We start from the raw sequence: 23,014 nt of genomic DNA on the forward strand, positions 1-23,014 counted from the left end.
CGACATGACTGACCAGAGACTCGCCATCATCGTCCTGGCCGCCGGCCAGGGCACCCGCATGAAGTCGCAGACGCCCAAGCTCCTGCACGAGATCGCGGGCGTGCCGCTCATCGGGCACGTGCTCGCCACCGCCGGCGAACTGGATGCCGCCTACACCGTCTCGGTCGTGCGCCACGAGCGCGACCGTGTCGTCGAGGTGATCGCCGACCACTTCCCCTCGAGCATCATCGTCGACCAAGACGACGTGCCCGGCACCGGCCGCGCCGTCGAACAGGCCGTCGCCGGTCTGCCCGCCGACTTCGACGGCGACGTGCTCGTCGTCTCGGGCGACGTGCCGCTGCTCGACGCCGACACCCTGCGCGGACTCATCGCCGAGCACCGCGCCACCGCCGCGGCCGCGACCCTGCTCTCTGCTGAACTCGACGACGCCACCGGCTACGGCCGCATCGTGCGCACCCCCGACGGACTGCTCGACCGCATCGTCGAGCACAAAGACGCCACCGACTCCGAGCGCGCCCTGCGTGAGATCAACGCCGGCGTCTACGTCTTCGGTGTCGCCGAACTGCGCGACCAGCTCGCCCATGTCACCACGGCCAACGCGCAGGGCGAGAAATACCTCACCGACGTCATCGGCCTGCTGCGCCGGGCGGGGTCGGATGTCGCGGCTCTCGCGGTCTCGGAGCCGTGGCTGGTCGCGGGCGTCAACGACCGCGCGCAGCTCAGCGAGGCCGCCGCCAAGCTCAACGCCCTGATCGTGCGCGGCTGGCAGCTCAACGGCGTCACGGTGCACGACCCGGCCACCACCTGGATCGACCTCAAGGCCAGCTTCGGCGAAGACGTCGAGCTGCTGCCCGGCACCCAGATCAAGGGCGCCACCACCATCGCCCGCGGCGCCACCATCGGCCCCGACACCACCCTCGTCGATTGCGAGGTCGGCGAGAACGCGGTCGTGAAGCGCACCGACGCGACGCTCAGCGTCATCGGCGCCGGCGCATCCGTGGGCCCCTTCTCCTACCTGCGGCCCAACACGGTGCTCGACGCCGACGGCAAGATCGGCACGTTCGTCGAGACGAAGAACTCGCACATCGGGGCCGGCAGCAAGGTGCCGCACCTGTCCTACATCGGCGACACCGAGGTCGGCGTGGGCTCGAACGTCGGCGCCGGCACGATCACCGCCAACTACGACGGCGTGAACAAGCACCGCACCCAGGTGGGCTCGCATGTTCGCACCGGGTCGCACAACGTGTTCGTCGCCCCGGTTAGGATTGGTGACGGTGCTTACACCGGCGCCGGCACGGTCGTTCGCAAAGACGTTCCGGCGGGCGCTCTGGCGATCAACGTGGCACCTCAGCGCAACATGGCTGGGTGGGTCGAGCAGAATCGGCCCGGAACGGATGCGGCGACGGCGGCGCAGGCGGCCGGGTCGCAGACGGCCGTCGAGGCCGAACAGACTGGAGAATAGGTGTCCGGAATCAAGGCCAGCGGAGAGAAGAGCCTCGTCGTCGTCTCGGGGCGAGCGCATCCGAAGCTGGCGCAGGACATCGCTGCCGAACTCGGCACGAAGCTCGTCGACACCGAGGCGCGCACGTTCGCGAACGGCGAGCTCTACATCCGCTACGGCGAGAGCGTGCGAGGCAGCGACGTGTTCGTCATCCAGTCGCACACCGCCCCGATCAACGAGTGGCTCATGGAGCAGCTCATCATGGTCGACGCCCTGAAGCGCGCCTCCGCCAAGCGCATCACCGTCGTGGCCCCGTTCTACCCCTACGCCCGGCAAGACAAGAAGGGCCGCGGCCGCGAGCCGATCTCGGCCCGGCTGGTGGCCGATCTCTTCAAGGCCGCCGGCGCCGACCGCATCATGTCGGTCGACCTGCACGCGGCGCAGATCCAGGGCTTCTTCGACGGCCCCGTCGACCACCTCTTCGCGATGCCGGTGCTGCTCGAGCACATGCGCCAGTCGCTCGATCCGTCGACCCTCACGGTCGTGAGCCCCGACATGGGCCGCGTGCGCGTGGCCGACATCTGGAGCGACAAGCTCGGCGCCCCGCTCGCCATCATCCACAAGCGCCGCGATCCGCGCGTGCCCAATCAGGTCAGCGTGCACGAGATCGTCGGTGACGTGAACGGCCGCGTCTGCCTGCTCGTCGACGACCTCATCGACACCGGGCGCACCATCGTGGCGGCTGCCGAGGCACTCAAGGCCGCCGGCGCGACCGGGGTCGTGGTCGCCGCGACGCACGCCGTGTTCTCCGACCCGGCCACCGAGATCCTGCAGTCGCCGTCGATCGACCAGGTGGTGGTCACCGACACCCTGCCGCTGCCGCCCGAGAAGCACTGGGACCGCCTGACCGTGCTCCCCATCGCGCCTCTGATCGCCCGGGCCATCAACGAGGTCTTCAGCGACGGGTCGGTCACCACGATGTTCGACGGCGACGCCTAGGCCGCCGACCGGGCTTAAACTGGGTGTCATGAGCATCGCCTCGATCGACACCTACACGCCGGATGCCGGCGGCATCACCATGTTCTCGACCAGCTGGTGCGGCTACTGCGCGCGCCTCAAGTCGCAGCTCAACGCCCAGGGCATCCCGTTCACCGAGGTGAACATCGAAGAGGTCGACGGCACGGCCGAACTGGTGGCCTCGGTCAACGGCGGCAACCAGACGGTTCCCACGGTCGTCTTCCCCGACGGCTCGACCGCGACCAACCCCTCGGTGCGCGAAGTGGCTGAGCGCATTGGCTGATCGCCCCTGGTCGCTATCGGGCGCCCTGCGAGGCATGTTCGCCAAGCGCACCATCGACGACGACACCTGGACCGACCTCGAAGACGCGCTGATCAAGGCCGACTTCGGCCCCGCGGTCACCGACGAGGTGGTCGACGACCTGCGGGCCAAGGTGCAGCGCTATTCGACCACCGACCCGAAAGACCTGCAGCGGATGCTCCGCGAGTCGATCGAGGAGCGCCTGTCGAAATACGACCCCACGCTGAAGCTCACCGAGCGCCCGGCCGTGGTGCTGGTCGTGGGCGTGAACGGCGTGGGCAAGACGACCACGATCGGCAAGTTCGCGCGCTTCCTCAAGACCTACAACCGCTCGGTGGTGGTCGGGGCGGCCGACACGTTCCGTGCCGCCGCGGTGGAGCAGCTCGCCACCTGGGCCGAGCGCGCCGGTGCCGCGGTGGTGCGTCCGCAGCACGAGGGGCAAGACCCGGCATCCGTCGCCTTCCAGACCATCGAGATGGCCAAGCGCACGGGCACCGAGATCGTGCTGATCGACACGGCCGGACGCCTGCAGACCAAGGGGGGTCTGATGGACGAGCTGGGCAAGATCCGTCGCGTCATCGAGAAGCAGGCGCCGATCGCCGAGGTGCTGCTCGTGCTCGACGCCACGACCGGGCAGAACGGGCTCGCGCAGGCCGACGCCTTCATCCAGCACGCGGGGGTCACGGGCCTCGTCATCACGAAGCTCGACGGTTCGGCGAAGGCCGGGTTCGTGCTCGCGGTGCAGGAGAAGACGGGCATCCCGATCAAGCTCGTCGGCCAGGGCGAGGGCATCAACGACCTCACCGGCTTCACCCCCCACGTCTTCGCCCAGAACCTCGTGGGCTAGCCCCCTTCCCCCTTCGCCGAGTTGCGCCAAAGTGCCCGAACGAGCGCGCTCGTCGGGCACTTTGGCGCAACTCGGCGAAGGTGGGGCTAGGGGGCGAGGCGGTCGAGGAAGGCGCGGGTGAGGGCGAGGGCCTCGGGGTGGCGCGGGGTGTCGGCATGGGTGGCGCCCTCGATCACGGCGAGTTCGGCGGTGGGGAGCAGGCCGCGCACGTGGTGGGCGGCGCGCAGGCGTTCGGGGTCGCGCGAGCCGGCCGCGAGCAGCACGGGCATCGGCAGGGCGGCGAGGGCGGCATCCGGAACCCGCTCGTCGCGCTCGGTCTCGCGCATGTAGGCGGCCAGAGCGGCGGCGTCGTTGGCGGCGAAGGCGCCACGGGTGATGGGGTCGAGTGGGGCTCCGGATGCCCGCTCCCACCCCTCGAGGAAGCCGGCCATGCCGCCCGACTCGAGCGCCTGCAGGCTGCCCGGAAAGAAGACGCGGTCGAAGGCACCGCCGCCGGTGCCGGGCGCGCCGGCGAGACTGACGAAGCTGCGAAGCCGGCCGGGATGCGCCGCCGCGAGTGAGAAGCCGACCCGCCCGCCAAGGGAGTAGCCGGCGTAGTGGGCGGCCTCGATCTCGAGCGCGTCGAGCACGGCGAGCACGTCGGCGGCGAACAGGTGCATGGCGTAGGAGCCGGCCGAGTGCGGCTTGTCGCTGCGGCCGTGGCCGCGCAGGTCGAGCGTGATGACCCGGTGGTCGCGGGTGAACTCGCGCAGGTAGCCGAACCCGCGCCAGATCGCCTGCGAGAGGGCGGTGCCGTGCACGAGCACGAGCGGGGAGCCCTCGCCGATCGCTCGGTAGGCGATGCGTGTGCCGTCGGCGGGGTTGGTCGCGAAGTCCACCTCTTCACGGTACCCGCACTCGACGTCGGCGGCGGCAGTGTCCACCGCGAGCAATGTGGCATCTTGAGGTGAGGCCAAATTCAGCGGATGATTGAGCCAATCGAGCGAGCAAGGTCAAGTGGCCGCTACGCTCGTGGCCACCCGACGCATCTGGAGGTGCACTCATGATGATCTTCCTGACGGTTCTCGCCCTCATCGCAGCACTCGGCGCGGCGGCCTCCGTCGTCGAGGTGCGACGCGACGGCTACCGTCGCCAGCCCGTGCGCCGCAACTCGCAGCCCTAGCGCCGCCGCCCCCAGCGCCCGGCGCCCGGCGCTGCGCGCCGAGCGCCGGCTGTTGAGTTGCGCCAAAGTGCCCGATCGAGCTCGCTCGTCGGGCACTTTGGCGCAACTCAACGGGTGCCGCGCGGCACCCCCAACCCGGCACGCAGGGCTCGCGCGGCCTGGGGCTGGACTCGCGCAGGAGTTTCTGTCATAGTCGTGGGAGATGGAAAGCGCTTTCCACCGCGAAGGCGGAAGCGCAGACAGACCCCGACAGAACGGAGGCGCCGTGTCGACGCAGACACTCCGCATCATCATGAACGGCGTCACCGGGCGCATGGGCTACCGACAGCACCTCGTGAGGTCGATCCTCGCGATCCGCGACGACGGGGGCGTGCTCCTGCCGAACGGCGACCGCATCCAGGTGGAGCCGATCCTCGTGGGCCGCAACGCCGAGAAGCTCGCCGAACTCGCGGCCCTGCACAACGTGGCCGAGTACACCACCGACCTCGCCGAGGCCCTGGCCGACGAGACGGCGACCATCTACTTCGACGCCCAGGTGACGAGCGCCCGCAAAGACGCCATCCTGCAGGCCATCGCCGCCGGCAAGCACATCTACACCGAGAAGCCCATCGCCAACTCCGTCGCCGACGGCCTCGAGCTCGTGGCGGCGGCCGATGCGGCGGGGGTCATCAACGGTGTCGTGCACGACAAGCTCTACCTCCCCGGCCTGCTGAAACTCAAGCGCCTGATCGACTCGGGCTTCTTCGGCCGCATCCTCAGCGTGCGCGGCGAGTTCGGCTACTGGGTGTTCGAGGGCGACTTCCTGCCCGCGCAGCGCCCGAGCTGGAACTACCGCGAAGAAGACGGCGGCGGCATGACGCTCGACATGTACTGCCACTGGAACTACGTGCTCGAGAACCTCTTCGGCCGGGTCGAGGCGGTCTCGAGCAAGGCCGTCACCCACATCCACGAGCGCTGGGACGAGCAGGGCAACCGCTACGAAGCGACCGCCGACGACGCGGCCTACGGCATCTTCGAGCTCGAGGGCGACATCATCGCCCAGATCAACTCCAGCTGGGCGGTGCGGGTCGACCGCGGCGAACTGGTGGAGTTCCAGGTCGACGGCACCCTCGGTTCGGCCGTCGCCGGGCTGTTCGGCTGCAAGGTGCAGCCGCGCGTCAACACCCCGAAGCCCGTCTGGAACCCCGACCTGCCCACCGACCAGGACTTCCCGTCGCAGTGGACCCAGATTCCCGACAACCAGGAGTTCACCAACGGCTTCCGCGCCCAGTGGGAGCAGTTCCTGCACGACGTGGTCGCCGGCCGCCCGCACCCCTACGACCTCGCCGCGGGCGTGCGCGGGCTGCAGCTGGTCGACGCCGGCCTGCAGTCGTCGGCCGAGGGGCGCCGCATCGTGATCGAGAAGGTCGACGCGGCACCGACGTCCCCGTCCGCCTCCGGTTCCCCGTCCGCTCCCTCACCCGAGGCCGTGCTGGCCGAGATCGAGAGGGTCGAGTCCGAGAGGGTCGAGGCATGACGAGCACCACGGATGCCGCCCCCGCGACGGCCCCGGATGCCGCAGCCCCCTCGCCCGCAGCCCTCGGCACCGTCTCGTTGCCGACCGCCGACGGCTGGCGCGAGATCGAGTTGAACGCACCGCGTGCCTGGGTCGAGCATCCGCAGCCCTACTCCTCGCGGGTGGCGTTCGCGGCGGCCCACGTGGTGGCCGACCCGCACGGCGACAACGTGCCCGGCGCCCCGGCCGCCATCGACTGGGAGGCGACGCTCGCCTTTCGCCGCAACCTGTTCCGCTACGGCCTCGGTGTGGCCGAAGCCATGGACACGGCGCAGCGCAACATGGGCCTCGACTGGCCCGCCATCCGGCAGCTCATCTCGCGCAGCGCCGCGCAGGCGAAGGAGTTCGGCGCGCGTATCGCCTCGGGCGCCGGCACCGACCACCTGCTTGATGCGGCCGTCGCGGCCGCCGCGGGCACGTCGGCGACGCTCGCCGACGTGCAGAACGCCTACCTCGAGCAGGTCGCCTTCGTCGAGGGCACCGGCTCGCAGGTGATCGTGATGGCATCGCGCCATCTCGCCCGCGCCGCCACCGGTCCCGACGACTACCTCGCCACCTACGATCGCATCCTCAGCCAGGTGTCGCAGCCGGTCGTGCTGCACTGGCTGGGCGAGGCGTTCGACCCGCAGCTCGCGGGCTACTGGGGGTCGACGGATGTCGCGGCCGCGACCGACACGTTCCTCGAGCTCGTTCGCGCCCACGCCGGCAAGGTCGACGGCGTCAAGGTGTCGTTGCTCGACGCGTCGCACGAGGTCGCGTTGCGGCGCGCGCTTCCGGCGGGCGTGCGCCTCTACACCGGCGACGACTTCAACTACCCCGAACTCATCCGGGGCGACGACCAGGGGCATTCCGACGCGCTGCTCGGCGCCTTCGCGGCCATCGCGCCCGCGGCATCCGCTGCTCTCGCCGCGCTCGACGACGGCGATCTCGACCGCTACGACGCCGAGATGGCGCCGACGCTCGAGCTCTCGCGGCACATCTTCGAGGCGCCCACGTTCTATTACAAGGTGGGCATCGCCTTCACGTCGTGGTTGACGGGGCAGCAGAACGGGTTCCAGATGGTGGGCGGCCTCCAGTCGGCGCGCAGCCTGCCACACCTGGCCCGGGTGTTCGAGCTGCTCAACGGGGCGCGGCTGCTGCCCGACCCCGAGCTCGCGGCGCACCGCCTCGGCCTGGTGGCGGCCACCCTCGGGGCGACGCGATGACGGATGTCCGGCCGCCGGTCGGCCTCGTCGATTCGGGCAAAGGGTCAAACCCGATTCCCGCCGGCGGCGTCGCCCCCGAGGCCGAGTTCGACGTGCCGAGCGGCCTCCCGGCCGGCACGCCGACGCCCCGTGCCGGCGATGCCCGGCTCGCGCGGTTGTCGCTCAACCAGCGCACCACGGCGAACTGGAACCTGCGGGAGGCCATCGACGGAACCGTCGCGGCCGGCCTCTCGTCGATCGGACTCTGGCGCGAACCCATCGCCGAGGTCGGTCTCGCGACCGCCGTGGGGTGGATCGAGGCATCCGGACTCCGGGTGTCGACCATCTGCCGCGGCGGGTTCTTCACCACGGCCGACCCGGTCGAAAGACGCAACGCCCACGACGAGAACCTGCGGGCGCTCGACGAGGCGGCGGCACTCGGTGCACCCACCCTGGTGCTCGTGCCGGGCGGGCTGCCCGAGGGGTCGAAAGACCTGGTCGGGGCGCGTAGTCGCGCAGCGGAGGCCGTGGCCGCGCTCGCGCTGGAAGCGAAGGCCCGCGGGGTCGTGCTCGGCATCGAACCGATGAACCCGATCTTCGCCGCCGACCGCGGGGTCGTGTCGACCCTGGCGCAGGCGCTCGACATCGCCGAGCAGTTCGCGGCCGACGAGGTCGGCGTGGTGGTCGATACGTTCCACCTCTGGTGGGAGCCGGGCGTCGAGCAGCAGATCGCGCGGGCCGGCGCGGGGGAGCGCATCGTGAGCTACCAGGTCTGCGACTGGATCACCCCGTTGCCCGCCGACACGCTGCTTTCGCGCGGCATGATGGGCGACGGGCACATCGACTTCCCCGCGTTCACGCGGGCGGTGGCGACCGCGGGCTACACCGGCGACATCGAGGTCGAGATCTTCAACGCCGAGGTCTGGGCGGCTCCCGGCGCCGAGGTTCTGGCCACCCTGGCGCGCCGCTACGCGACCCTCGTGCACCCCCACCTCTGACCTTCACCCCGCCCTCCCCTTCGCGAGTGGGCACTTTCGGCGCAAAACCGAGGGTTTTGCCGCCGAAAGTGCCCACTCGCGAAGGGTCGTGCCGGGCTAGAGGCCCTGCGCCAGGCGGTAGTAGGCCTGGTTCCAGCGCACCTCGTTGGCGAAGCCCTTGAGGGTGGTGTCGGCGTCGATGGTGAGCAGCTCGGTCTTCGCGATCGCCGCGAAGTCCTCGAACACCTCGATGCCCACGGCCGTCGACATCACGGTGTGGTGCGCGGCCCCGGCGGTCAGCCAGGCGGCGGCGGAGGTCGCGAACGACGGCTCCGGGCGCCACACCGCGCGGCCCACCGGAAGGTTCGGCAGCGGGGCGCGAGGCTCCACGACCTCCACCACGTTGGCCACGAGGCGGAACCGGTCGCGCATGTCGCTCATCGCCACCACCACCGCGGGGCCGGGGTCGGCCGTGAACACCAGGCGCACCGGGTCGTCTTTGCCGCCGATGCCGAGCGGGTGGATCTCGAGGGTCGGCTTCGCCGTGGTGAGCGACGGGCTCACTTCGAGCATGTGGGCGCCCAGGATCGTCTCGGCTCCCTCGACCAGGTCGTAGGTGTAGTCCTCCATCAGCGACGCGCCACCGGGCAGCCCGGCGCCCATCACGTTGGCGGCACGCACGAGGATGGCGGTCTTCCAGTCGCCCTCGGCGCCGAAGCCGTAGCCCTCGGCCATCAACCGCTGCACGGCGAGGCCAGGCAGCTGCTTGAGCGAACCGAGGTCTTCAAAGCTCGTCGTGAACGCGCCGAAGCCGCCCGCCTCGAGGAACGAGCGCAGGCCGAGCTCGATCGCGGCGCCATCGCGCAGGGACTGGTGCCGGTCACCGCCCTTGCGCAACTCGGGCACCACGTCGTAGAGCTCTTCGTACTCGGCCACGAGAGCATCGACATCCGTCTCGCTCGCCGCGTCGACCGCCTCGGCCAGCTCGTTGACGCCCCAGGTGTTGACCTGCACCCCGAACCGGATCTCGGCCTCGGTCTTGTCGCCTTCGGTCACCGCCACGTAGCGCATGTTGTCGCCGAAGCGTGCGAGCTTGAGTGTCTTGACGGCCTGCCATCCGGCCGACGCGCGCGCCCAGTCGGCGATCTGCTGCTGCACGATCGGGTTCGACGCGTGACCCACCACGGTCTTGCGCGCCACGCTCATGCGGGTCTGGATGTAGCCGAACTCGCGGTCACCGTGGGCCGCCTGGTTCAGGTTCATGAAGTCGAAGTCGATGTCGGCGTAAGGCAGCTCGACGTTCGCCTGCGTGTGCAGGTGCAGCAGCGGCTTCTGCAGGGCGTCGAGTCCGGCGATCCACATCTTCGCGGGGCTGAAGGTGTGCATCCACGCGATGACGCCGATCACCTTGTCGTCGGCGTTCACGTCGAGGGCGGCGCGGCGGATGGAGTCGCTGTCTTTCAGCACCGGCTTCCACACGATCTTCACAGGGATGACCGATGCGTCGTCGAGCGTCGCCGCGATCTGCTGCGACTGCTCGGCGACCTGGCGGAGGGTCTCTTCGCCGTAGAGGTTCTGGCTGCCGGTGAAGAACCAGATCTCATAGGGTTCGAGGGTGGTGGGGAGAGTGCTCAATTCAGTGATCCCGTCGGGTCTTGTCCGTAGACGTTCTGGTAGCGGTTGAAGAGGGAGTCGATGGCCTCGGCCGGAATGGGCTGAGGTTCGCCGAGCTGGCGGGTGAGAAACACGGTGCGGGCGACGTCTTCGACCATCACGGCGGCCTTGACGGCGTCGCGCGCGTTCTTGCCGATGGTGAAGGGGCCGTGATTCTTCATCAGCACCGCCCGCGAGCGGTGGCCCTTCAGCGTCTCGACGATGCCGCGGCCGATCGAGTCGTCGCCGATGATGGCGAACGGTCCGATCGGCACCTCGCCGCCGAACTCGTCGGCCATCGCCGTGGTGACGCACGGGATCGACTCACCGCGCGCCGCCCAGGCCACCGCGTAGGGGGAGTGGGTGTGCACCACACCACCGACGTCGGGCATGTTGCGGTAGACGTAGGCGTGCGCCGCGGTGTCGCTCGACGGCGACCGGTCGGAGCCTGGCGTGCCCGGGATGACGGCGCCGTCGAGGTCGCAGAGGATCATGTTCTCGGCCGCGAGGTCGTCGTAGTCGACGCCCGAGGGCTTGATGACGAAGAGGTCGGCCCCGGGCACGCGGCCCGAGATGTTGCCGCCCGTCCACACCACGAGTCCGTAGCGGGTGAGTTGCGCGTGCAGCTTCGCGACGTCGGCGCGCACGGCGTCGATCGAGGCGGCGAGCTCGGGCGAGGGGGCGAAGGGGGCTCCGGATGCCGCGGGCGCGGTGGTCGCGGACACCGGGGTGTCGAGGTCGTCGAGTGGTGTCACTGGGCGGCTCCTTGTGGGTGGGGGGTGGGGGTGGACGAGGTGGGTGTCGTTGGTGGGGGTGGTGGGTGTCGCTGGTGGGTGGTGGATGGTGGGTGTCGTTGGTGGGGTGGCGGGGGTCGTTTGGCGTGGTGGCGGGGGCCGCTGGTTTGGGTGGCGTCCGGTTACAGCGCGTCGACCGCGGCGCGCTCGACGGCGAGGCCGGCGTGGTAACGGTCGAGGTAGGTGGTGAACCCGGCGACGTCGGCCGGGTCGGGGGCCGCGGTCTCGAACGTGGTGCCGGCGAACACGTGGTCGCGGAGGTAGCGGTCGAGCGCCAGCCCGTCGAGGCCGGCTGCGGCGGGGGTGGCGGCATCCGGTGTGCTCGTCGAGGTGGTGGTGGCGGCATCCGGAGCCCCCGTCGATGCGGTGGCCCGGGCGACCGACGACGCGTAGGCGGCCAGCACGGCGATGCCCCACGCGCCGCCCTCCGAGGCGGTGGCGGCGACCGAGACGGGGGCGTCGAGGGCGCCGGCGAGGAAGCGCTGGGCCACACCCGCGGTGCGGAACATGCCTCCGTGGGCGAACATCTGGTCGAGCGTGACGTTCTCGTCGGCGAGCACGCGCATGCCGAGGGCGAGGGTGCCGAACACGCCGTAGAGCTGCGCGCGCATGAAGTTTGGCAGGGTCAGGCGGCTGTCGGGGGTGCGCACGACGAGTGGGCGGCCCTCGGTGAGTCCGGCGATGGGTTCGCCGGCGAGGTGGTTGTAGGCGAGGAGTCCGCCCGCGTCGGGTTCGCCGGCGAGCGCCTCGCGGAACAGCACGTCGAACACGCGGTCGTCGTCGATGGGCGAGCCGGCCGCGGCGCTGAAGCGGCCGAAGAGTGCGGCCCACGCGGCGAGCTCGCTGGCGCCGTTGTTGCAGTGCACCATCGCCACGGCGTCGCCCGCCGGGGTGGTGACGAGGTCGAGCTCGTGGTGAACCTCAGCGAGGGGGCGCTCGAGCACGACCATCGCGAAGATGCTCGTGCCGGCACTGACGTTGCCGGTGCGCGGCGCGACCGAGCAGGTCGCGACCATGCCGGTGCCGGCGTCGCCCTCGGGTGGGCAGAGGAGTGCGCCGGGCTGGAGCGTTCCGGTCGGGTCGAGGAGCGCGGCGCCGTCGGCGGTGAGTTCGCCGGCGGATTCGCCCGCCACGAGCACGTCGGGCAGCAGATTCTCGAGGCGCAGCCCGGGCGCCGCCTGGGCGACGAGCTCGTCGTAGCGCTCGACGAGTTCGGCGTCGTAGTCGTTGGTCGACGAGTCGATGGGGAACATGCCCGACGCATCACCGACCCCGAGCACGTTGCGGCCGGTCAGCCGCTGGTGCACGTAGCCGGCGAGGGTGGTGATGCCGGCGAGCTGCTGCAAGTGCGGCTCCTGGTCGAGCACGGCCTGCTGCAGATGGGCGATCGACCAGCGCAGCGGGATGTTGACGCCGAACAGCTCGCTCAACTGCGCCGCCGCCGGGCCGGTGGTGGTGTTGCGCCAGGTGCGGAACGGCACGAGCAACTCGCCGTCGCCGTCGAGCGCGAGGTAGCCGTGCATCATGGCCGAGACGCCGATGGCACCGAAGGTCGTGGGGGTCACGCCGTAGCGGGTCGCGACGTCGGCGACGAGGTCGGCGTAGGCGGCCTGGAGGCCCGACCAGACGTCGTTGAGCGAGTAGGTCCAGATGCGGTCGACGAACTGGTTCTCCCAGTCGTGGCTGCCGACCGCGAGCACCACCGAGGGGTCGTCGCCGATGAGGCAGGCCTTGATGCGGGTGGATCCGAGTTCGATGCCGAGCGAGGCGCGGCCCGCGGCGATGGCGGCGGCGGCGTTGGTGCGGGCGGCGGGGGTGGCCTCGTCGGCGGGGGTGTCTAGCTCGGCGGGTGACTCGCTCATGGGCGACGGGGCTCCTTCGGCTCGCTGCATGTGATCGATCACATTTCGGATCGAGTGTACGACATCCACCTGCGAGACGAAAGCCGCCTCCCTGACGAAAGTCTCGGTCGCCCGGCTACTCGGGCCGCGCGGAGGAGGCGCGGTCGACGAGCGAGGGGTCGACCGACGGGGGCGCTGCTTCGTCGCCGAGCAGCTGGGCGACGCAGCGGCGCCCGAGCTCGTCGAAGTCCTGCCGCACGGTGGTGAGCGGCGGCCAGAAGTGCTCGGCCTCGGGGATGTCGTCGAATCCCACGACGCTCATCTGGCGCGGCAGGTCGAGCCCGGCGACGTGGAAGGCATGGATCAGCCCGAGCGCCATCTGGTCGTTCGACGAGAACACCGCCGTCGTTCCGCTCTCGAGCAGCCTGGGCGACGCCCGAAAACCCGAGGTCGCGCTCCAGTCGCCGTCGACCACCGCCGTCGCGGTCAGGCCGTTCGCCGCCATCTCAGCCTCGAAGCCCGCGAGCCGAGAGGATGCGTCGACCCAGTCGGCGGGGCCGGCGACGTGCGCGATCCGACGGTGGCCGAGCGCGATCAGGTGGGCGGTCGCCATCCTCGCGCCGTCGACCTGGTCGAGTGCGAGTTCGACGGGCGGGCTAGGGGTGGTGCCGGGGTCGGCGGACGGAACGGCATCGGTCGCGCCGGCCGACGCCGCGGCCGCGGCATCCGGGTCGCCTGCCGGCAACGTGCCGAGTCGTTGCAGCGTGACGTAGGGGATGCCGAACGACCGCGTCGACAGCGCGGCCAGCACGTGCAGCTGTGGTGCGACCACCACGAGACCCTCGACCGACAGATCGGCGAGGTGGTTGAGGGCTTCGTCGATGGAGGCCTGGTCGGATCCGTCGGCGTTCGCGATGTTGACGCTGTAACCGCGACTCCGAGCGGCGGCTTCGACGCCGGCGATGCTCGACGCCGGTCCGTATTCGCCGCTCGAGGTCGAGAGGATGCCGATGATGCGCGATCGGCTGGTCACGAGCGCCCGGGCCGCGAGGTTCGGCCGGTAGTTGAGGGCGGCCATCGCGTCGAGCACCTTCTGCTTCGTCGCCGGGCGCACACTCGGATGCTCGTTGAGCACCCGCGACACCGTCTGGTGCGAGACTCCGGCCGCCTTCGCCACGTCGAACACGCTCGCCGCGCGCGGCCGCGCCGCCTCGGAATTGCGTTCGAGCGTCATGCCTCGATTATGCACGCCGCCCTCGTCGCCCCACCTCGCGCACAGTCCGCGGCCCCGGATGCCGCCGCCCGCGCGCCCCTCACCCCGCCCGACCCCGCCGTCAGGAGGCCGACCCGCCCTCGGGAGGCCGCAGCGGCCTCCCGACGGCGCGGCAGTCCTCTGCGGCCTCCCGAGGGAGCCATGGACTCCTGCTGCCTCCTGAGCGTGCTCAAGACGCAGCGCCGACTGAAGCGGTTCACCACATCGGCGCAGCATCGGGAGGCCGATCGGTGCTCGGGAGGCCCCAGCGGCCTCCCGACGGTGCCAGAGTCTTCTGCGGCCTCCCGAGGGTACCGGCGAGTCGACCGTCGGCCGAACCCCTCGGCGCCATTCGCCGACGTCCTCGTCGCGCCTTCGGGCGGCCAATCGGTCGTCGGGAGGCCGTCGTGGCCTCCCAACGGCGGGTCGGGCGCCCTGCGGCCTCCCGACACCACAGCCGCGGAGCCGCCGGGAGGTTCAGTTCGAGCGCGCCAACGGGGAGTCTGTCGGGGCTTTCGCCCGCAGAGCTTCGCGGTCGATCTCTTCAGCACCGGCACCAGCACCACCGGCACCAGCACTACCACCAGCCCCCGCGCCCCACCGCTGCCCCCACGCCACGAGCGGCTGCAGCGACCGCATCAGGTCGGCGCCGCGCTCGGTCAGGTGGTACCTCACCTGCACGGGCGTGGTCGCGATCACCGCCCGCTGCAGCAGGCCCGCCTGCTCGAGCTCCTTGAGGCGCTGCGAGAGCAGCCGGTCGCTGAGCCCGGTGACGGTGGCGAGAATCTCGGTGAACCGTTCGGCGCCCTGCGCGACCGCCAGCAGGATGCCTGAGCTCCACCGCTTTCCGACCAGTTCGACCGACGACTGGAACCGTCGGCACTCCGCGTCGTCGATGTGGTGCCATTCATTAGTCACTCACCTATAGTAAGTCACTAACGGCGTGTTTGGTCACAGGCCGATCCACGTCGCATGCTGGTGGCATGCCTCACTACGGTCACCGCCTGCAGTTCGGAACCTTCATCACCCCCGCGAACAACCCGCCGGCCGCTGCCGTGACCCGCGCCCAGCTCAGCGAGCAGCTCGGCTACGACCTGGTGACCTTTCAAGACCACCCCTACCAGCCCGGCTTCCACGACACCTGGACCCTCATGACCTGGGTCGCCGCCCAGACCGAGCGCATCCACATCGCACCCAACGTGCTCAACGTTCCGCTCCGCCCGCCGGCGGTCACCGCGCGCGCCTCAGTGAGCCTTGACCTGCTCTCGGGAGGCCGCTTCGACCTCGCGCTCGGCGCCGGCGGGTTCTGGGACGCCATCGCCGCCATGGGCGGAACACGCCTCACCCCCGGCCAAGCCGTCGACGCCCTCAGTGAGGCGATCGACGTCATCCGGGGCATCTGGAACGTCGGCGACCGCAGCCCCCTCCGCGTGCCCGGCGACGTGCACCATGTCGACGGTGCCAAACGCGGTCCCGCCGCAGCCCACGAGATCCCCATCTGGATCGGCGCCCTGAAGCCCCGGATGCTGCGGCTCACCGGGCGCAAAGGCGACGGCTGGCTCCCGTCGCTCGCCTACCTGCAGCCCGGCGATCTGCGGCGCGGACAGGCCACCATCGACGAGGCGGCGACGGATGCCGGGCGCGACCCGCGCGAGATCCGCCGGCTCCTCAACATCGGCGGCCGGTTCTCGCCCGTGAGCGGCGGCATGCTCGACGGCCCGGCCGCGCAATGGGTGGAGCAGCTGCTGCCGCTCGTGCTCGAGGAGGGCATCGGCACGTTCATCCTTGCGTCGGACGACGCCGCCGTGATGCAGCAGTTCGCGCTCGAGGTGGCACCGGCGCTGCGCGAGGCGGTCGAACGTGAACTCGGCGTCGACAGCACCGTCGAGCGCCGGGTGCGCAACTCCATCGCGCTCGCCCGCCGTCGTGAGGGCATCGACTACGACGCCGTGCCGGAATCGCTCGCCGCCACCGTGATCGAGCCGGGCGACCTCGACTTCTCGCGCGTGCGCTCCACCTACATGCGCGGAGGGTCGCCCGGACTGGTGTTCCAGGTGCGGTCGGTCGACGAGGTCGTCGAAGCGCTGGCCTTCGCCCGAGCGCATCCCGACGTTCCCCTCGCCGTGCGCTCCGGCGGCCACGGCATCAGCGGCCGTTCGACCAACGACGGCGGCATCGTGATCGACCTCTCCAAGCTCAACGCGATCGAGGTGCTCGACGAGGCCTCGAAGCGGGTGCGCCTCGAACCGGGCGCCCGCTGGATGGACGTGGCCGCCGAACTCGGCCGGCACGGCTGGGCGCTCAGTTCGGGCGACTACGGGGGAGTGGGCGTGGGCGGGCTCGCCACGGCGGGCGGCATCGGCTGGCTGGTGCGCGAGCATGGTCTCACCATCGACCATCTGCGCGCCGCGACCGTGGTGCTCGCCGACGGATCGGTCGTGCGGGCGAGCGCCGACGAGAACCCCGACCTGTTCTGGGCGGTGCGCGGTGCGGGCGCCAACTTCGGCATCGTGGTGTCGTTCGAGTTCGAGGTCGACGAGGTCGGCGACCTCGGCTGGGCCCAGCTCGCGTTCGACGCGAGCGACACCGCCGGTTTCCTCGAGGCGTGGGGAGCGCAGGTCGAGGCCGCCCCACGCGACCTCACGAGCTTCATGATCATGGGCCGTCCGCGCCCGGGGCAGCCGGCCGTGGCCCAGGTGCTCGCCGTGGTCGACTCGAGCGACCCCGAGACCATCATCGAGCGCCTGCAGCCGCTCGCCGAGATCGCCCCGCTGCTCGATCAGTCGGTGCAGCTGATTCCCTACTCGGGCATCATGGCCAACGCGCAGGGCGGCGACCACGACGGGCAGGGCGACCCCGTCGCACGGTCGGGACTGATCGAGCACATCACACCCGAGTTCGCGGCCGCGGCCGAACGGATGCTGGCCACCGGCGCCGTGTACTTCTTCCAGATCCGTGCGGTGGGCGGGGCGGTCGCCGACGTCGACCCGCACGCCACCGCCTACGGCAACCGCTCGGCCAACTTCGCCGTCGTCGCCTTCGGCTCGAATCGCGATCGCCTCGACGTGCTCTGGGACGACCTCGCCGAACATTTCGACGGACTCTACCTGAGCTTCGAGACCGACCTGCGGCCCGAGCGCATCGCCGACGCGTTCCCGCCGGCCACACTCGAGCGGCTGCGCGCCCTCAAAGAGCGCCTCGACCCGCAGAACGTCTTCCGCGACAACTTCAACGTCGTGCCGCGCCTCATGCAGGGCTGAGCCTCAGCGGATCGAAGCCCCGCTCATTCAGCGCAGCGGGTCGTCGCTCTCGCTGCGGCGCTGGGTGACCTGCTGCCCGTTGGCCGGGTCGATGCCGGTGCGCGTGGTCGACACCGACTGCCGGCGGCGCAGCAGGAACACGAGCCCGATGATCAGGATCACGAGGCCGGCCGCCATGAAGATGTAGCCGACGAGGTCGAGGTTGATCCACTCCACCTCGAAGTTCAGCGCAAACGTCAAGATGGCGCCGATCACGATCAGCGCGATTCCGCCTCCGATACTCATGCCCTCACCGTAGCCCCCTCGGCCCGCGTTCTGCACCCCCTCCTGACGCCGGCATCGCGTTCACGAGGCCCGCATCGCGTCGGCGGCCGCGACGAGCACGTCTTCCGACCCGGCGTAGATGCCCTCCGCCCGAGGCCAGTGGGTGATCACGTCGGTGAAGCCGAGCTCCTCCGCCCGCCGCGACGAGTCGGCGAACGCGCTCGCCGACTCGAGCGCATAGACGGCGCTGGAGTCGAGCGACAGGTAGCGGTCGATCGATCGGGGGTCGCGACCGGATGCCGCCGCCGCTTCATCCAGCCGGTGCGACAGCTCGGCGACCCCACGCCACCACGCGTCGCCCGTGAGTCTCTCGTCTCCCGTGGTCACCCACCCCTCGCCGAATCGGGCGACGAGTGCAAGCCCCTTGGGCCCGTTGGCCGCGACCACGAACGGCAGCCGCGGCGACTGCGCCGGGGCTCCGACCATGCGTGCCTCGTGCGCCGTGAACCACGAGCCGGCACTCGAGATGCCGGAGGAGCCGGGCTGCTCGAAGCGCAGCAGTTCGTCGAGCATCGTCACGAACTCGGCGAACCGCTCGTGGCGCTGGCGGGGCGTGAGCTCTTCTTGGCCCAGCACGAATGCGTCGAACCCCGTGCCGCCCGATCCGACCCCGAGCGTGAGCCGCCCGCCCGCGATGTCGTCGACGGTGGCGAGTTCTTTGGCGAACGGAACTGGGTGCCGAAAGTTGGGCGAGGCCACGAAGGTGCCCAACCGGATGCGTTCGGTCACCATCGCCGCCGCCGTGAGCGTGGGCAGGGTGGCCCCCCAGGGCTGGTCGGCGAGCGAGCGCCAGGAGAGGTGATCGTAGGTCCAGGCGTGATCGAAGCCGAGTTGCTCGGCGAGCACCCATTTGCGGCGGGCCTCGGGCCAGGGGTCTTGGGGCAGGATGACGATTCCGTGTCGCATGCGACGAGTCAAGCACCCGGCGCCGACACCGTCGACGTCAGGCTCGTTTCGCCTCGGCCTCGTCGAGGGCGAGGTCTTCTTCGAGTTCCTCTTCGTCGGCGGCATCCACGGCTCTGATCGAACCGGTGAGCGTCTCGTCGCCCGCGCTGCCGAACACCAGGCGGGGGCGCCGGCGTTCCCCGAAGCGCACGCGCAGGTGGCGGTGCCGCACGAGCCAGACGAGGCCCACACCGAACGCGGCGAACCCGGCGATGGCGGCCACCCCCAGGGCCCAGCGCGGGCCGAGGGTGTTCGCGATCGCGCCCACGAGGGGTGCGCCGATCGGCGTGCCGCCCATGAAGATGGCCATGTAGAGGGCCATCACGCGGCCCCGCATCATCGGATCGGTGGTGGTCTGCACGGTGCCGTTCGCCGTGGTCATCAGAATCTGGCCGCAGAAGCCGATCAGCACGAGGGTGCCGGCGAACACCCAGTAGCCGGGAGACAGCGCAGCGGCCAGAGCGCTCACGCCGAATCCCGCCGTGGCGAGGAAGACGAGTCGCACCCGCGGCCGGTCGCGGCTCGCCGACACGAGCGCCCCGGCCACGGAACCGACCGCCATGATCGACGACAGCAGGCCGAAGCCGGCCGAGCCCTGGCCGAAGGTCACGGTCGCCATGGTCGAGGTGAAGATCTGGTAGTTGAAGCCGAACGTGCCGATGATGAACACGATCACGAAGATGATGACGATGTCGGGTCGGCCGCGCACGTAGCGGAAACCCGCCAGCAGCTGCCCCTTTTGCCGCGGCGCCTTCGCCATCAGCTGGGCGGCGCCGATGCGGATGAACTTCAGCGACACCACCACCGCCGCGAACGTCAGGGCGTTGATCATGAACACCCAGCCGGCGCCGATCACCGCCACCAGCACCCCGGCGATGGCGGGCCCGATGGTGCGCGCCGCGTTGAACGACGCCGAGTTGAGCGCCACGGCGTTCGACACGTTGGCGCCCGAGACGAGCTCGGCCACGAAGGTCTGGCGCACCGGCGCGTCGATGGCTGAGGCGACGCCGAGCAGCAGCGCGAAGACGTAGACGATCCAGAGCTGCGCCACCCCGGCAAGCACGATGATGCCGAGGCCGGCTCCGAGCACGCCCATCGCGATCTGCGTGGCCATCAGGGTGTGCCGCCGGTTCAGGCGATCGGCGATCAGGCCCGACACCGGCACCAGCAACAGCTGCGGCCCGAGTTGCAGGGCCACCGTGATGCCGAGCGCGGCCGCGTCGTGGTCGGTGAGCTCGGTGAGCACGATCCAGTCCTGAGCGGTGCGCTGCATCCAGGTGCCGACGTTCGACACGAGCGCACCGGCGAACCAGATGCGGTAGTTGATGCTCGCCAGCGAGCGGAACATCGCGCTCACCCGACACCTCCGGCCGGTCGGCTGACGGGCGCCGTCACTGTTCGAGCACCTTTCGGATGACGCCGGCGGCCGACTCCAGGGTGGCGCGCTCGGTCGCGGTCAACGCGGCGAGCCGCCGGTCGAGCCAGGCGTCGCGACGACGGCGGGTCTCGGCGACCACCGCATGGCCGGCATCCGTCACCGACACGATCACCTTGCGGCGGTCGTCGCCCGACGGCGTACGCGCGATGTAGCCCGCGCTCTCGAGGGCGTTGAGGGTGCGGTTCATCGAGGGCGGCGACACGTGCTCCCAGGCGGCGAGGGCGTTCGGGGTCTGCTCGCCGTTGCGCGAGAGGTAGGCGAGCACGCTGGTCTGCGACTCGCTCAGTTCGTCGTCAGCCTTCTCGAGCCGGATGCGCCGGGCCAGCCGCAGGGTCGCGTTGCGCAGGTCACTGCTGAGCGAGAGGGCGGGGGCGGTTTCAGGCATGTAGTTAGCATACGCTCATTAGCCTTGCTAACGAAATGGTCGTGGTGGCGCTGTGCGCTCCGCGAACGCAGCCGATTGCCGGGCTCGACCGGTTAAACTGGGTGCACGATGGCTACTTTTGGAAATCTCTCGGACCGGCTCGCCGAAACCTTCAAGAACCTGCGCACGAAGGGAAAGCTGAGCCCCGCGGATGTCGACAGCACCGTGCGTGAGATCCGTCGCGCCCTGCTCGATGCCGACGTCGCCCTCGAGGTCGTGAAGGACTTCACCGGCAAGGTGCGCGAGCGCGCGCTCGGCGACGAGGTCAACCGCGCGCTGAACCCGGCGCAGCAGGTGGTGCAGATCGTCAACGAAGAACTGGTCGAGATTCTCGGCGGGCAGCAGCGCCGCCTCGAATTCGCGAAGAAGCCGCCGACCATCATCATGCTCGCGGGCCTCCAGGGCGCCGGAAAGACCACGCTCGCGGGCAAGCTCGCCAAGTGGCTGGCGAAGGAGGGGCACACGCCCATCCTCGTCGCGGCCGACCTCCAGCGCCCGAACGCGGTGAACCAGCTGCAGATCGTGGGCGGCCAGGCCGGCGTGCCGGTGTTCGCGCCCGAGCCCGGCAACGGCGTCGGCAACCCGGTGCGCGTGGCGAAAGACTCCATCAAGTTCGCCATCGACAAGCAGTACGACACGGTCATCGTCGACACCGCGGGTCGCCTCGGCGTCGATGCCGAGATGATGAAGCAGGCTGCCGACATCCGCAAGGCCGTCGACCCCGACGAGGTGCTCTTCGTCATCGACGCGATGATCGGCCAGGATGCCGTGGCCACGGCTCGCGCCTTCCAGGAGGGCGTCGACTTCACCGGCGTCGTGCTCACCAAGCTCGACGGCGACGCCCGCGGTGGTGCGGCTCTCTCGGTGGCCTCGGTCACCGGCCGCCCGATCATCTTCGCCTCGACGGGCGAGACGCTCGACGACTTCGAGCCGTTCTACCCCGACCGGATGGCGTCGCGAATTCTCGATCTCGGCGACATCCTGTCGCTGATCGAGCAGGCGCAGTCGGCGTTCGACGAAGACGAGGCACGCAAGGTCGCCGAGAAGTTCGCGACCGATTCGTTCACGCTCGAAGACTTCTTGAAGCAGATGCAGCAGCTGCGCAACGTCGGCTCGATCAAGAAGATGATGGGCATGCTGCCCGGTGCCGGCGGCCTCAAGCAGCAGCTCGAGAACTTCGACGAGAAAGAGATCGTGCGCACCGAGGCGATCATCCAGTCGATGACCAAGGCCGAGCGGCAGAACCCCAAGCTGCTGAACGGTTCGCGGCGGCTTCGCATCGCGCGCGGATCGGGAATGACGGTCACCGACGTCAACCAGCTCGTGCAGCGCTTCGACCAGGCGTCGAAGATGATGAAGACCGTGGCCAAGGGTGGCGTGCCGAACGTGCCCGGGATGGGGCCCATCCCCGGCGCCGGGTTCGGCGGCGGCCGCGGCAAGCAGCAGCCCAAGAAGAAGGGCTCGCGGTCGGGCAACCCTGCCAAGCGCGCGGCCGAGAACGCGGCGCTCGCCTCGGGGCAGAAGCCGGCGATCGCGGCCGGTTCGGGCGGGGGAGCGGGCTTCGGTCTCGGCTCCAAGCCCGCCGAGGGCGCACCGGGCAACCCGAGCCCTGAAGAGCTCGAGGCGCTGCAGCGGTTCCTGCGCTAGCGGTTCGGGGCGTGGCGCGCCGGGGCATCATGCGTGCCTAGGCTGGAACCATGACAACCCCCTCTTCTCGGCCGGTCCGCATCGGCGTGCAGATCGCTCCCCAGCACTCCTCCTACCAGACCATTCGCGACACCCTCGCCGAGCTCGAAGACCTCGGCGTCGACATCGCCTTCAACTGGGACCACTTCTTCCCGCTCTCGGGTGACCCCGACGGCCTGCACTTCGAGGGCTGGACGATGCTGGCCGCCTGGGCCGAGCAGACCTCGCGCATCCAGTTCGGTCCGCTCGTGACCTGCAACAGCTACCGCAACCCCGACCTGCTGGCCGACATGGCCCGCACGGTCGACCACATCTCGGCGAAAGACGGCGGGGTCGGCCGCCTGGTCTTCGGCATCGGCTCGGGATGGTTCGAGCGCGACTACGACGAGTACGGCTACGAGTTCGGCACCGCCGGCCAGCGGCTCGACTCACTGTCGGAGGCACTGCCGCGCATCGAAGCGCGCTGGGCGAAGCTCAACCCGGCGCCCACGCGCGACATCCCCGTGCTGATCGGCGGTGGCGGCGAGAAGAAGACCCTGCGCATCGTGGCCCAGCACGCCGACATCTGGCACTCGTTCTCAGACACCGCGACCCTCGAGCGCAAGCTCGGCGTTCTCGGCGAGTGGGCCGAGAAGGTCGGCCGCGACGTCTCCGAGATCGAGATCTCGGTCGGCACCCGCGGAGCCCGCGGCGACGGCCTGCCCGACATGGACCGCCAGCTCGAACTCGGCGTCACCCTCTTCACCCTCGGAGTGACGGGCCCCGACATCGACATGCAGGGCGTGCGGGATCTGGTGAGGTGGCGGGACAGCGTGAGCTCATAGCTGTGCTGGCTGCCTCGGGGGCCGTGCTGCGCGCGGCCTCCTCGGGTCGCGCCGGTCCCCGCCCGGCGCGACGCGACATGTGAAGACGC

General features: G+C 70.3%; 20 protein-coding genes. 10 read left to right on the forward strand and 10 right to left on the reverse strand.

The genetic code is table 11. From position 1 onward, the window contains the following. Nucleotides 1–4 precede the first annotated feature (4 nt). The 4 genes from glmU to ftsY are packed head-to-tail and all read left to right on the forward strand — an operon-like array spanning nt 5 to nt 3,606. Nucleotides 5–1,462, forward strand: a complete 1,458-nt coding sequence (glmU, locus tag N1032_RS04445) for a bifunctional UDP-N-acetylglucosamine diphosphorylase/glucosamine-1-phosphate N-acetyltransferase GlmU (RefSeq protein ID WP_259537722.1) — start codon at nt 5–7, stop codon at nt 1,460–1,462. Further along, complete coding sequence (locus N1032_RS04450; RefSeq protein WP_259537723.1) at nt 1,463–2,440, forward strand: ribose-phosphate diphosphokinase; 978 nt, start codon at nt 1,463–1,465, stop codon at nt 2,438–2,440. A gap of 28 nt (nt 2,441–2,468) precedes the next feature. Continuing rightward, nucleotides 2,469–2,741 (forward strand): mycoredoxin, encoded by a 273-nt coding sequence (locus N1032_RS04455; protein WP_259537725.1) that lies wholly within the window; start codon nt 2,469–2,471, stop codon nt 2,739–2,741. Then, nucleotides 2,734–3,606: a signal recognition particle-docking protein FtsY gene (gene ftsY / locus N1032_RS04460; RefSeq protein WP_259537729.1), complete on the forward strand. Its 873-nt coding sequence runs from the start codon at nt 2,734–2,736 to the stop codon at nt 3,604–3,606. Before N1032_RS04455 ends, ftsY begins: the two co-directional genes overlap by 8 nt. Before the next feature lie 86 nt (nt 3,607–3,692). Here the strand turns inward: ftsY and N1032_RS04465 are convergent, their stop codons facing one another. Next, nucleotides 3,693–4,529 (reverse strand): alpha/beta fold hydrolase, encoded by an 837-nt coding sequence (locus N1032_RS04465; RefSeq protein WP_259537731.1) that lies wholly within the window; start codon nt 4,527–4,529, stop codon nt 3,693–3,695. Nucleotides 4,530–5,060: 531 nt separating this feature from the next. Between N1032_RS04465 and N1032_RS04470 the strand changes: the two genes are divergently transcribed. The 3 genes from N1032_RS04470 to N1032_RS04480 are packed head-to-tail and all read left to right on the forward strand — an operon-like array spanning nt 5,061 to nt 8,505. Then, complete coding sequence (locus N1032_RS04470) at nt 5,061–6,284, forward strand: Gfo/Idh/MocA family protein (protein WP_259537984.1); 1,224 nt, start codon at nt 5,061–5,063, stop codon at nt 6,282–6,284. Next, a complete protein-coding gene (locus tag N1032_RS04475) occupies nt 6,281–7,528 on the forward strand; it encodes a dihydrodipicolinate synthase family protein (protein WP_259537734.1) in 1,248 nt (415 codons plus the stop codon). The genes N1032_RS04470 and N1032_RS04475 overlap by 4 nt, the downstream gene beginning before the upstream one ends. Then, a complete protein-coding gene (locus tag N1032_RS04480) occupies nt 7,525–8,505 on the forward strand; it encodes a sugar phosphate isomerase/epimerase family protein (RefSeq protein ID WP_259537735.1) in 981 nt (326 codons plus the stop codon). The genes N1032_RS04475 and N1032_RS04480 overlap by 4 nt, the downstream gene beginning before the upstream one ends. A 96-nt stretch (nt 8,506–8,601) precedes the next feature. On the opposite strand, the gene araA is transcribed toward N1032_RS04480, so the two are convergent. The 5 genes from araA to N1032_RS04505 form a co-directional block, all read right to left on the reverse strand. Next, nucleotides 8,602–10,119 carry an L-arabinose isomerase gene (gene araA / locus N1032_RS04485; RefSeq protein ID WP_259537736.1) on the reverse strand — a complete coding sequence of 506 codons (1,518 nt, stop codon included), beginning with the start codon at nt 10,117–10,119 and terminating at the stop codon, nt 8,602–8,604. Further along, the gene (locus N1032_RS04490; protein ID WP_259537985.1) at nt 10,116–10,862 is read right to left on the reverse strand and encodes an L-ribulose-5-phosphate 4-epimerase; all 747 of its coding nucleotides are present in this window, start codon (nt 10,860–10,862) and stop codon (nt 10,116–10,118) included. The genes araA and N1032_RS04490 overlap by 4 nt, the downstream gene beginning before the upstream one ends. A 191-nt stretch (nt 10,863–11,053) precedes the next feature. Beyond that, the gene (locus N1032_RS04495; protein WP_259537737.1) at nt 11,054–12,793 is read right to left on the reverse strand and encodes a xylulokinase; all 1,740 of its coding nucleotides are present in this window, start codon (nt 12,791–12,793) and stop codon (nt 11,054–11,056) included. Nucleotides 12,794–12,908: 115 nt separating this feature from the next. Continuing rightward, nucleotides 12,909–14,006 (reverse strand): LacI family DNA-binding transcriptional regulator, encoded by a 1,098-nt coding sequence (locus N1032_RS04500; protein WP_259537738.1) that lies wholly within the window; start codon nt 14,004–14,006, stop codon nt 12,909–12,911. A 495-nt stretch (nt 14,007–14,501) separates the two neighbouring features. After that, nucleotides 14,502–14,942 carry a winged helix-turn-helix transcriptional regulator gene (locus tag N1032_RS04505; RefSeq protein WP_259537740.1) on the reverse strand — a complete coding sequence of 147 codons (441 nt, stop codon included), beginning with the start codon at nt 14,940–14,942 and terminating at the stop codon, nt 14,502–14,504. 65 nt (nt 14,943–15,007) lie between these two features. Here N1032_RS04505 and N1032_RS04510 point away from each other — a divergent pair, with 65 nt between their 5' ends. Next, complete coding sequence (locus N1032_RS04510; protein WP_259537741.1) at nt 15,008–17,284, forward strand: LLM class flavin-dependent oxidoreductase; 2,277 nt, start codon at nt 15,008–15,010, stop codon at nt 17,282–17,284. Nucleotides 17,285–17,311: 27 nt separating this feature from the next. On the opposite strand, the gene N1032_RS04515 is transcribed toward N1032_RS04510, so the two are convergent. From N1032_RS04515 to N1032_RS04530, 4 genes are read right to left on the reverse strand one after another with little or no spacing between them, the layout of a single operon-like run. Next, nucleotides 17,312–17,569 (reverse strand): LPXTG cell wall anchor domain-containing protein, encoded by a 258-nt coding sequence (locus N1032_RS04515; protein WP_259537742.1) that lies wholly within the window; start codon nt 17,567–17,569, stop codon nt 17,312–17,314. Nucleotides 17,570–17,629: 60 nt separating this feature from the next. Further along, nucleotides 17,630–18,514, reverse strand: coding sequence for an LLM class flavin-dependent oxidoreductase (locus N1032_RS04520; protein WP_259537743.1), 885 nt, complete (start codon nt 18,512–18,514; stop codon nt 17,630–17,632). Nucleotides 18,515–18,551: 37 nt separating this feature from the next. Further along, nucleotides 18,552–19,910, reverse strand: coding sequence for an MFS transporter (locus tag N1032_RS04525; RefSeq protein ID WP_259537744.1), 1,359 nt, complete (start codon nt 19,908–19,910; stop codon nt 18,552–18,554). Nucleotides 19,911–19,944: 34 nt separating this feature from the next. Beyond that, nucleotides 19,945–20,376 carry a MarR family winged helix-turn-helix transcriptional regulator gene (locus N1032_RS04530; protein ID WP_259537746.1) on the reverse strand — a complete coding sequence of 144 codons (432 nt, stop codon included), beginning with the start codon at nt 20,374–20,376 and terminating at the stop codon, nt 19,945–19,947. A gap of 108 nt (nt 20,377–20,484) precedes the next feature. Between N1032_RS04530 and ffh the strand changes: the two genes are divergently transcribed. Then, nucleotides 20,485–22,062: a signal recognition particle protein gene (gene ffh, locus N1032_RS04535; protein ID WP_259537747.1), complete on the forward strand. Its 1,578-nt coding sequence runs from the start codon at nt 20,485–20,487 to the stop codon at nt 22,060–22,062. Between the two features lie 50 nt (nt 22,063–22,112). Continuing rightward, a complete protein-coding gene (locus tag N1032_RS04540) occupies nt 22,113–22,925 on the forward strand; it encodes an LLM class F420-dependent oxidoreductase (RefSeq protein ID WP_259537748.1) in 813 nt (270 codons plus the stop codon). The last annotated feature ends 89 nt before the right edge of the window (nt 22,926–23,014 follow it).

The organism is Herbiconiux daphne (genome assembly GCF_024979295.1).
GTDB classification, from domain to species: domain Bacteria; phylum Actinomycetota; class Actinomycetes; order Actinomycetales; family Microbacteriaceae; genus Herbiconiux; species Herbiconiux daphnes.